The sequence below is a fragment of the Methylobacterium sp. V23 genome, from assembly GCF_002917135.1.
Lineage (GTDB): Bacteria > Pseudomonadota > Alphaproteobacteria > Rhizobiales > Beijerinckiaceae > Methylobacterium.
In genome coordinates this window covers 1-11,123 of the sequence record NZ_PDHT01000064.1, presented here as the reverse complement: position 1 = coordinate 11,123, position 11,123 = coordinate 1, and the positions used below count along the sequence as shown (strand labels likewise).

Annotated in this window: 3 protein-coding genes and 5 pseudogenes; 2 read left to right on the top strand and 6 right to left on the bottom strand. The window is 57.1% G+C overall.

What is annotated here, in order from left to right; translation table 11 throughout:
- A pseudogene (locus tag CRT23_RS26450) lies at nt 1-362 on the bottom strand (hypothetical protein); the annotation flags it as partial.
- Nucleotides 363-1,081: 719 nt separating this feature from the next.
- Nucleotides 1,082-1,567: pseudogene (locus tag CRT23_RS29420) on the bottom strand (IS110 family transposase); the annotation flags it as partial.
- Between the two features lie 995 nt (nt 1,568-2,562).
- Here CRT23_RS29420 and CRT23_RS28210 point away from each other — a divergent pair.
- Complete coding sequence (locus CRT23_RS28210) at nt 2,563-4,278, top strand: hypothetical protein (RefSeq protein WP_146056538.1); 1,716 nt, start codon at nt 2,563-2,565, stop codon at nt 4,276-4,278.
- Between the two features lie 127 nt (nt 4,279-4,405).
- Here CRT23_RS28210 and CRT23_RS26445 read toward each other — a convergent pair whose 3' ends face one another.
- The 3 genes and pseudogenes from CRT23_RS26445 to CRT23_RS26435 form a co-directional block, all read right to left on the bottom strand.
- Complete coding sequence (locus CRT23_RS26445) at nt 4,406-6,346, bottom strand: acyltransferase family protein (RefSeq protein ID WP_181017490.1); 1,941 nt, start codon at nt 6,344-6,346, stop codon at nt 4,406-4,408.
- Between the two features lie 168 nt (nt 6,347-6,514).
- Nucleotides 6,515-7,849, bottom strand: a complete 1,335-nt coding sequence (locus CRT23_RS26440) for a glycosyltransferase (protein WP_103712493.1) — start codon at nt 7,847-7,849, stop codon at nt 6,515-6,517.
- Nucleotides 7,850-8,261: 412 nt separating this feature from the next.
- Nucleotides 8,262-8,838, bottom strand: a pseudogene (locus tag CRT23_RS26435) (IS630 family transposase); the annotation flags it as partial.
- A gap of 110 nt (nt 8,839-8,948) precedes the next feature.
- Here CRT23_RS26435 and CRT23_RS26430 point away from each other — a divergent pair.
- Nucleotides 8,949-9,853: pseudogene (locus tag CRT23_RS26430) on the top strand (IS110 family transposase); the annotation flags it as partial.
- Between the two features lie 384 nt (nt 9,854-10,237).
- Here the strand turns inward: CRT23_RS26430 and CRT23_RS29415 are convergent.
- Nucleotides 10,238-10,603, bottom strand: a pseudogene (locus CRT23_RS29415) (IS630 family transposase); the annotation flags it as partial.
- Nucleotides 10,604-11,123 lie beyond the last annotated feature (520 nt).

The window sequence follows — 11,123 nt, the reverse complement described above, 5'->3', positions numbered from 1 at the left end:
TAGCCGTAGCGGAAGTCGAAGTTGCCGGCGGTGTTGATCAGGCCGGAGGTGTAGTCCATGCGCGTGATCTCGCGCAGCTCGGTCGAGGTCGGGCGAGCGGAGATGGAGAGCACGCCGTCCTGGAGCTGGAACGGATCGGCGGTGACGGTGGCACCCGAGACCAGGGTGGTGGCGTCATCATCGAGGTAGAGCTGCTTCTCGCCCGTGGTGGTGAGGTTGCGCAGGCCGCCGAGGAAGGTGGTGTTCCAGGTGGAGTTAGCCCCGTCCGCCAGGGTTGACCGGCTGAACTCGTCGTTGAAGGTCAGCTGCATGCCGGCGCGCGGTGCAGCGATAGCAGATGATGCGTTTGCGATCTGAACCATGGTAAGCCCCCGGTAAATTCATTATCCGAAAGCTCGCACGGCGCCTTTTAAGCTGCGGTGCAGGAGATTGGTAAAAATCGATGCGATGTGGGATCAAGACCAGATCAGTTCCCTACTGTTCTGAAATCCTACCATCATCGTTTCGAGATGGTTTATGGACCTTATCGGTTTCTCCTGACTTCCAGTGACATTGCTGTGCGCCGCGCTTCGAAGCCTAACCTTGACGATCAACGCGGCCGCGCTCTGGCAACATCTTCGTATGCCTTGATCTTCTTCCCGATGATCTCTGCGGCACAATCGCTCTGGTGTGCGATCCCTCCGCCCCTTCACGAAAGAGGCGACCTACCGTCGCAAAAGAGGTAGCGCCGCCCGCCAAAGACAATCGCGGATGAGCCTGGGTCAAGAGGCCCTTGAAGCGCAGGCCCGCGCTCATCGCGTCTGAGGTGCGCGCCAACTAAACTGCCAGGACCGCTTCGTCGATGATGACGTACAGCGACACCTACAGAGCACCTGCTGCAGCGAGGTGTGAGCATGTTGGGCACATGACTGCATCTGCCGGCAACAGAAGTTGAGCAGCGACTCACTAAGCCGACCTGGCCGCGGTACACGGATGAGGTTGAACAGCTCTTTTCTACGCAAGCCGTGTTATCTTCAAATTGCCCAAGGGTGACCACGTGACGAATAACCGGGCTCGAGGTGCAGCCCCGGTCGCCTCTTCCTCATAGTGGTTCCGCATTTATGGCACTCCTGGGCACTCGCCGACTTGGTCGGCTCCAGCTCTCCGCCATCTGAGAATAAGCGTGCTCAGCCTGCTCGATGCGTCGCCGCTCGCCCTGGCTTGTTCGCGTCAGGCTGTAGGCATAGGCGGCTCCCCGCTGACCGAGCCGCGCGGTCTCCTGAACGCAATTCCCGCTCCCGCGGCTTCTTGGTATGCAGTGCTGGGCGCACCCCAGCGTAATCCCCCTCCACGCGTGAGCAGATGCCAGATGATCCCCCACACGCTTGCGCGCTAGCGCCACCCCGGCGATGTGTGTGCCGCGCCCCGTTGCGACACGCGGGAAGAACGCACGTGACGGTCCAGGTCTCCAAATCGGCTGTCATGCCACCTCAAAGAGCATGGTTCGTGCACGCGTGCGGCCTTTTTTGGTGACGCACCCGTGCCGAGATTTGCCGGAGTTGGACTGATACGCGCTCGGCTTTACACCCGCCGTTTATAAAGAATAAAAGGATTGCTGGGGACGTCAGCCCAAACCCTTAATACCGAAACCACTCTCAAATTAGCGTGCGGCTGCTGAATCTAAAGGACTCCCACACAAGAGGGGTTGGATTGGCACCGCCATGCAGTCGCTCATTGGATTACGAGCGGATCGTCAAAGGACGGGCATACCGGTCCTGTGGTCAGAAAAGCCCCTTTGTCGAGCTGGCGGGGGCGGTTTTGTTCGTCTCATAATTCGACAACAAGCATCGCCAGTCAGCTATAATAGATTAAGGCGAGACTCATCATTTGGACGAGATCGGACGGCTGGTAGAGCGATTCGACTGCCCGCTCCCGCAATGGCTGTTCGTCAGCTAACGACTCAGGTTCCGCAATAGTAACGGGATCGGCTTTGTCCAAACAATTCGGCATGCACGTGAGCATGGACTGGACGTAAGCAGATTAACGGAGTGCCAATAGCACTCCATCACCACGGAAAGTAGCACCGCGAAGGCAATTACTGGCAGAAATCTTGAATGATGTCAGTCAGACTACATACAAGTGCGTCCAACCTCGCTGGTACTTGAGCTACTTGCCCCCGCACTTGACACGTTTGCAGATCCGCTTTGCGGCTATCAATGGACACCGCAATGCAGTAAGCTCGTATTTAACTGAGTATGAAATAGCGGGCATGCCGGCCGCCTTAGATGGTGCCTCCAGCTCCCTATGGCCACAATCTTGCAACAGTGTTTCAATCCGCCGGATTGAAAATTTGGTCAGATCGATAATACTTGCTGAGCTTGTCTTCTAAACCAACAGCAAACGGAGGCTCCCGTAACTTCCTACACAAGCAACCGTCGCCAGTTCCTTGCAGGCGCCACCACCATCCTCGTAGGTCCTCCAGCCGCCTTCGCTGCTGACGACTTCAGCTCCGTCCGCTACCGCCCGACCAATCTGGCCGGGCAACCGCTCTGCCTCAAGCATAAGGGAGGGCGACTCGCAGACGTGGATGATGCCACACAAGGGACAGTAGCTTTTGCCGTCTCGGTCAACGAGCACTCCGGCAACACCAAGACGCTGGCTTCGCTTGCTGGCGGTCGGTTGCTGGTACAGCTTGTAACCAATTTGACCCGCGTCTCTGCCCCACGGCTCGTCCTCCGCAGTGCTGCAAATGAGATCATTGCACAAATCGACATGCTAATGGAGGTGCCGCAATTTTCCGCGCGCTTGCCCATCGTGATGATAAGCTGGGACCTGGCACGAGAGTATGATGTCGGCTTCTGTTGCTACTTAGCCGAAGCCTTCGATCCGACCCATGACATCTCAGTTCGGCCTACCGCACCAAGCCGCTGGTTGCAGGGGCAAAGAGTTAACCTTGCATACTCCGGTGGAGATAATCGTCTGTTCGGCGCAGGCGGCAACCCAGTCACCGGAGATCCTGACATCGAAGCAGGGATGTTTTGGTTTTCGCCGACGTTTCTTGATCTGAACGAGCGCTCTCGGCGCGCAGCGTTCCGGCCGGGCATGCTCGGTGTGCGGGGGCAGAAACCCACGGGTGATGTGCCCCTTCTCTACGTCACCGGGGATCACTTAGCGCACACCAGTAGTTCCGGGATAAATTTGGGCGTTGCCAATAAATTCGTTGCCCAGATCGGCACTGGCTGTGCCATTCTGCCGAGCCGAACGCCGGATGCCCCGCTTCCCGTTGGTTCGCCCACGGGGCTTCGCCCGGCTGGGGATCCTCCAAAGCCCGGCTACATCAGGTTGTACTGCGACGACTTCAAGCGTAGGCCCCCATCTGCCGGCCGGAACGGCTACTATGGCAGAGGCCAGCTCAACGAAGGTGGTCGGCAGTACAAACCTTTTGTTCACTACCCACCCTACAATTTTAACACAGGCACGGGTGAGCGCAACGTCTTCGTTCGAGAGGATGGAGTGTTCGTGCATGGCCAAGACACGCACAGCGTTGACCCAGCTCATTACGTTCCGTTCGAATTTTCTGATCCGGACGGCGTAGGGATTCTCAAGATCAACGCTGGCAGCGTGAAAGAGTCTGATCTAGCGCTGATGGGCCAGCCTTACTGGGGCGGCATGTTCCAAACGCGTGATTGGGTTTGCCCTACCGATTGTTGGCTTGAGTTCGGTTACCGGTTTCCGGAGGCCCCCTGGGGTAGCACACTCGACGGCTTGTTCGGCGCTTTGTGGTGCCTTGGTAACAGCAATGGCAGAGCGGCCTCAGGAACCTATCTTGAGGTGGATATATTGGAGCAGATTGGCCGGCTCACTGGGCGGCAGGGTGCGTTTTTACCGATGGGTATCTGGGGGGGTACCAGCTCGAACAATATTATGAAGTACAAGCTGCTGAACGATTTCAATCAGCGCGGCCTCTACGGCCCCTGGTCAAAGGTCGGCATTGATGTGAATGCAGCCGGCATAACTTTCTGGCATAACGCTGACATGTTTGGTTTGTCGGCGTCCGACAACGTCAATAGTCGCTACGCGAGCTTTGCACGCAATCCAAAATTCCTGATTGCGAACATGAGTTCTGGCAACGGTACAGCTTTGGTGCAAGGTCAGCCTCCCGCGCCGGGTAAAACTTGGTTCAACAACCGGATTACACCCTTAACTTGGCAGCAAGGCAAGTGCTTATACCTTGATTATATCGATGTCTGGGTTCCTAACGACGGCACGCAAAAACCTCTTGAGAGATTTACAACTTAGGTTCTCGGACTGTGGACCACCGGTGAGTGTCGGGTTTGAAGGCGGATGTAACTGCTCGATCGCTGGATTAGATCCAGCTGCTCCGAACCTAAGACCTCATTGCCAAATACGCGGGCAGAAGCAGATATTACTGTGCTTTCAAGTATCCGGCTTCTATCGCGCGAAGCGCGATAAGCGAAGAACCCTCTGCTGTTAAGTGACCGTAGTCGAACTGTACAGGAGTACCATTCCGAATAGTTGTGCAGCTTGCTCCAGCCCTAGAACACAGCAGGTTGCGAACAGACACGTAGGTTCCGCCCAGTCCTTCAACTGCCTCAGCTAGCTTCCGATCGACCTGAGCTCCAGCCGGCAACCGAGCCTCGTCAATCAGACTTGCTGAACGGCCAGATGAGACCTGCGCGAGCAGTCTCGGGAGCGGCTGCTGATATTCTACGATCGGCCCGAACACGACGATCTTACCTGCTCTTGCTTGAAGAGCTGAAACTGTCCGCTCCAAAGCCGGGATATCATCCGCCATCCAGCGTGCTGAAAGGATAAGCGTGTCGGGCCTGTGACTAGTCAAAAAATCTTCAAAAACAAAATGCATTAGCTCAACGCATCCTGCTTTTCCACCGGTTCCAAGCACAGGTTTGCAGCCGCTCGCGGTCGCCTGCATGATATTGCTATTCTTGAGGTTTTCACTGAGGCCCGACCAAAGATGAGCGGCATGGCTGTCACCTACGAGTAAAACATTGGAGCGATTGTTCGAGGTCGTTAAACACTCTGAAAGCTTCAGGTCGGATGAGCTTTGCTTGTCCCCCATAAGGAAGCAGGTTCCACGCCGGTAACTTGCCTCATCGTCATAATCCATAAAGCGGGCCAAGCGTTCGCTTTCGCTCCCTGGATTGGGCAGCCAGTTAGATAGAAATACAAAGCTTAACGCGCAAATGGCGAGGCCGAAAGAAGCAGCGCCCGCCGCTGCAAAGAGCCCACCTCGGCTTGGCAAGACCTGTTTCTGTCTGAAGGGAAGCTCGACAAAACGCCAGGAGACGGTTGCAGCAGCAAAGCAGAGCACGATAAGCCCTACCGTCTCGGCGAGACTGCGGGGCGTTCCAGTGTGAAGTCCATAAAAGACAAAAATCGGCCAGTGCCAAAGATATAGCGAATAAGAGAGCTGACCACCACCGACCAGGGGCCGTACACTCAAGACGCGCGTCAGCAAGGATCCTCCATTTCCCCCAGCAAGGATGATCAGAGCAGTTCCTAAGCACGGTACGAGCGCATAAGCACCGGGGAACAACAGGCCGGCATGAAATCGTGTTGCGCTCAGTAGGATCAAGCCGAGCCCTGCAAGCGCGGCACTCTCGCAGAGCAGCCTAGGTATGCGTGGCAATCGCACAAATGCAAGGAAACTACCTACTAGTGGTTCCCAGGCACGCGTGAAAGGGAGATAATAGGCGGACTCACGGCTAACGGATGTGACTGCAATGCAAGCTACGAAGCTAATCAGAGTCAGCCCAGCAACTGTCCAGCGCGCAGCAGACAGTCGGTTTGGCCCAAACGTAACAAGTAGAACGGGCAAGAGAAGATAAAACTGCTCCTCGACACCTAGGGACCACGTGTGGATCAACGGCTGCCTCGCACTGTCTACTGCAAAGTACCCAGCAGTGCTGAGCAAATAAAGATTTGCAATTGATCCAACAGCGGCCAAGGCGGCAAAACTAAGCTTCGTCATTTCGCCGGAAAATAACAGGAGTGGTGCAACGGCCAGCACGATGATCAGCATGACAGTCAGAGCAGGCACGATGCGGCGGATGCGGCGCTCGTAGAAGGTCCCGATCGAGAATTGGCCAATTTGCAAGTCGGTGAGTAGAATTCGCGTGATTAGAAAGCCGGAAATCACGAAGAAGATGTCGACGCCAACAAAGCCTCCTCGCAGCGAGCTGAAGCCTGCGTGATAGAGAAGCACCAATCCAACAGCGATGCCTCGTAAGCCGTCGATGTCGGCTCGGTACCCACCCTTCTCAGCAGTGTGCGACTTCGGAGAGGCGGCCGAGACGCTGCTGCCTAAGATCACTGAGGTCGGCAAGGCTGTGCGGCGTGAGCTAGCTCCGCTATATTGGGTGTTGAGTCTAGCGTGCGGGTTCATGTAGTCAGCCTTGCCTTCAGTTGCCGCATTGTGATGTTCCAGCCAGGAACCTGAAGTAGCCTCATTGAGACGAAAGTGGTCTCTCGCGCAAATGCGTCCAATATGAGATCATGCATATTCATGGAAACGGTGCCCGAACAAAGCAGCGGCTTTTCCGAACGCCAACGTAACGCGATGAATTGCTCTGGCACGTAGAGCCGGGAACCAAGCGATGAGTGACAGCAGCGTTAGCCCGATGATGATTTGTGCGAGAACGATAGGGTAAGCTTTCCACCAATCTTTCGGCGCAAAACGCCACCGCAACTGCGCAAACATATTGGAGTTGCCGATCCGAAACGAACGCCTCAGCGCCCATCGCCAAGTACTTCGGCTGAGCGGGATACTGTCATAGACTACAGCCTCGCGTGACCAAGCGAAGCGGTAGCCAGCAGCCTTCAGGCGCATGAACGCTTCGACATCTTCTCCTCCCGCCAGACCGAAATCGGGATTGAACAACGGCAACTCGAGTTTGAGCAATCCTTCCCGCTTCATGAGAACGTTATTCGTACCCCAAATAATAGGGACGGGACCGGTGGCATAACTTTCGTTTTGGAAGAGAGGTGAGGTGGTCACCCACTGCGGAGCGCCGGCTTCAAAAACGGGAGCGACCCAGCCGCCTACCACGTCAGCATCTGTCTCTCGCTGTACTCTCAAAAGCGCATCGAGCCACTCGGTGCTTGGCCATTCATCGTCATCCAGCATCGCTAAATAATTGATTTCCAATTTATTTTGGGCGAATTCAACGATTGCATTACGGACGCTGGATAGGCCCCTTTCCGCAACGACAATGACGTGAATAGGAAAGCGGTAGCCCGACATGCGCAGGGCTTCCACCGCGTGCCGGCCCTCCTGACGATCAACGTCGTTGTCGGCAACCAAGATTTCAACTTGAGCGTTTGTTTTCAAGCAAGCGAGAGCTTCGAGGAGTCGCTGTAGTAAGCCGGACCGTCTAAAAGTCGGCACAGCGACAAGAACCATGGGGGCAGATGCATCATACGCTGCATGCGGTGCAAGTTGATGGGTCGCCGAATGCGAAGCGGGCGCCGGAGACAAACCAGACGCCTCCTGTACTGGCTGACAGAACTGAACGTGACTGGTCCGAGAACAACCACTCCCGATATCATGAACGAAGAAGGGCTCCCCTATGATTGAAGTATGGGGTGAGTTTTCGCCAGTGTCAGCAGCTTGGATCGGCTTGTTATCTCCGAGAATTCCACCACTTTGCACACTTGGTCGTGTGGCTGAGTCACTATTATCAACAGATTCGTTACTTATAAAAGTTTTCAAAGATCTACGGCAAGAAAATTGCCTTTCTGTGGCTGGGACCTGTTGCGGCTCGATCGGCATCTGCTGAGGCATCAAAGCGATATCAAACAGATCATTACTGATTGCGGCTTTCATCATTCGGCCCTCTATATGAGCTACTGAGTGAAGGTGCGCATAAAACAAGCTTTACTGTTACGAACGCATTTTTCTTTCAATGAAGCCGTATTCCTAACCTAATGCGGCTGAGATCGTACGCGTTTACAGTAGAAAGTCTTGTACGCGAGCCACCAGAACATCTACCTGGCTAAAGAATCGCCATCTTCGAAGTATTTTGTCTAATAATTGGGCTATTTTTGATCAAAAAAACGTCAGTCTTCCCATTATGATTTCCATTTGCCATGAGCAATGCCAATCTCCGACTCGAGAACACTAATGGGTATTCCGCCGAATCAGTGAATTAGCCCACCCGTTGACGGTCGGTTAAGTTTCTATTGCTGTAAATACATAAATGAGATTTTTTTTCGAATCCGAGAACAAGCGCGTCATCGGGTTAGGTTGCGTGGTAGCCTGCAGCGGCGAGATAGTTGCGGCATTTGGTTGGTTGGAAGCGTGTTAACGCGCGTTTGATGGCGTCCCACAGGTCCGGGATGGAGCGAGCCGCCTCGGTGCGTAGCAGGGCCGTGAGCTTGGCAAAGGCCTGCTCAGTCGGTTTGAAGTCTGAGCTGTAGGGCGGCAGGTAGAGCAGCCGGGCGCCAGTCGCTTCGATGCGCTCGCGGATGTCGCTGATCTTGTGTGCCGGCAGGCTGTCGAGCACGACCGTGTCGCCGGGCTGAAGGTCGGGCACGAGCACGGACGCGAAGTCGGTACGGAACGCGGAGCCGTTCATCGCCCCATCGAGCAGCCAGGGCACCGTGATACCGCTAGCGCGCAGCCCAGCCGTGACGGTCGTGATTTTTCTTGTGGCTCTGGAGCACGCTCGTACGACAGCGTTCGCCGCACGGGGCACGTCCCTAGGGCCGAGCCATGGTAGTGGTGGCTGCGGCCTCGTCGATGAACACGAGGCGGTCCGGATCGATATCAGATTGGCTCTCGAACCAGACCTCGTGGGCCGCCTTCATATCCTGACGAGGCGGCATGGCCAGTGCTTATGGGATGGCCCGCCCCTCGCCGAACCGTTGGTGGCATGCTGCAGCCTCGGAAGAATCGAGGGATCGGGATGGCATAGAGTTCAGTCGCCGTGCTGGGTAGCGATCTCGGCAAAAACAGCTTTAGGTTAGTCGTCTTCGACCCAGCTGGTGCAGTGGTTCTTCGTTGTCGCGTACGGCGTGAGACGATCGTCGGTTTGACTGCCAAGCTGCCGACCTGTGTCGTTGCGGTGGAGGCTCGGCTCGCGGCTTCCATCATCTTGGCCGGCTACTCGCCGCCCAGGAACATACCATTTGACTGATGCCGCCCGAGTACGTCCGCCCCTACGTCAAGGCGCGAGATGAACGACGACCGCGATGCCGAGGCGATCGCTGAGGCTGCCACGCGTCCGACGACGCGCTTCCTGCCCCTCAAGGCGCAGGAGCAGCTCGATATGCAAAGCCTGCATCGGGATCGATCGCGGCTGCTCGGCATGCGCACCATGCTCATGAACAAGCTCCCCGCGCGATCCTGCTGGAGCGCGGTGTTGTCTTCCCGCAAGGCCGCCGCAAGTTCAAGACGGCAGTCGGAGTTCTTATGACGGATTCCGAGGCGCGGATCGGCGCACTCATGAGGGCCCTCGTCGCCGAGGTTCGCGAGGAATGGACAAGTCTCGATGGCCGCACCTGCGCGCTCGAGCGGGAGTTCGTCGCGCACGCCCGCGCCGACGAGGCGGCGCGTCGTTTGGTGTCGATCCCAGACGTAGGACCCATGACAACCACGGCCCTGCGGGTGCCTGTCGACGACGCAAGTGCCTTCTCGAACGCCCGGGATTTACTGGCTTGGCTCGGCCTTGTGCTACGCCAGCATACGACCGGCGGCAGACCGAAGCTGCTTGGCATCAGCAAGCGAGGCAACGCCTACCTGCGTGGCCTCTTCATCCACGGTGCTCGCGCGGCTCTTGCTTCACTATCCAAGACCGAGGACTCGACCGGCCGATGGCTGCGCGGGTTGCTGGCGCGGTCGCACTACAACGTTGTGATTGTCGCGCTCGCCCCCAAGCTCGCCCGGATCGCCTGGGCGACGCTGTGCAAAGGTGTGAGCTTTGAGAGGAAGCCAGAGATGGCTCTCGCCTGAGGTTTCGATAGCGATACGACCCAAACTGGAGCGTCACCGCTCGGTGCAGGTCTACGAGGCCTTCGGGAGGACAGTGAAGATGGCCTAGCGGTCGAGCGGCGTTCCGAAAGCCTAGCAAAGAAAGCGGCCTATCCAGGCCGAGGTGCTTATGAGGCCTGAGACGCGCGGCTCTCCATCTTTGCGGCGGCCACCGTGCCGAGATACTGGATACGTTTGTGCAGACCGGTCGCAGGCATCTTCATCGACCATCCTGCAGGCGGGGCGGGTCATACGTTTTAGCGTTATATTGTGGCGCTTGAAGACGCGCGACAGGCTGCTCCGGGCTACCCGCAGGCCGCGCTTAGCCAAAGCTGCTCTCAGTTCGTGCAGATAGATCCCTGGTTGCTGCTCATAGAGCGCTAAGATCTGGTGAGGTTGCGCCTCTGTCCGATGCGAGCGCTGGTCCCCACTCATGGGCTCGGCTGTGACGTGCCCTTCCCGCGCAAACTGCCTGCACCACCAGCTCGCGCTGGCAAGGCTAACACCGAAGCGCTCCGCTGCCTGATGCCGAAAGGCTCCGGCTCCGACGGCACCCACGACGCGTTCACGCAGATCGACGACAAGGCTTAAAACGTCGGCGCTCCCCTTCACCGACTAACCCTCCAGCCCAATATTCGTTTCAGGCCCATCGGACCATGCTCTGAGATCGGAACGTTGCAGACTTGCAATTGGCACTGGTTGGCAACGACAGCGGTTCACAGGCCTTCGAAGCAACAGTAGATCGGATGCGTAGAGGTGGACCGGGGGTTTGCGTGTCTGCCGCCGTGCCGCTGCGCGAAGACTCAGTGCTAATGACCTTCGGCCCGTCTTCCACCCCACCGAGCTGAAGAAGCAGAAGACCATGTACCGTCCACCTGCCGTGTCGAAGCTGTGGAGCGAGCTGCTGGCCGAGTGCTGCCGAGACCAGGGTGCGGGACCGCCGAGTAGGCGCTGCGTGGAAACTAGCAGCGTGAATTCAGCCGGGCCGCCCTATCGGTCAACGGCTTAGCGAGCCAGGCCTCCGGCAGCCACATGTGCGCAGGCGCTCGACCGTGCTGAGTTGCACGTCGCGCGCCTGCTGAGGAGAGAACGGGAGGGAGGGTGCGTCTCAGGCGAACAGGAAGTCGGCGGC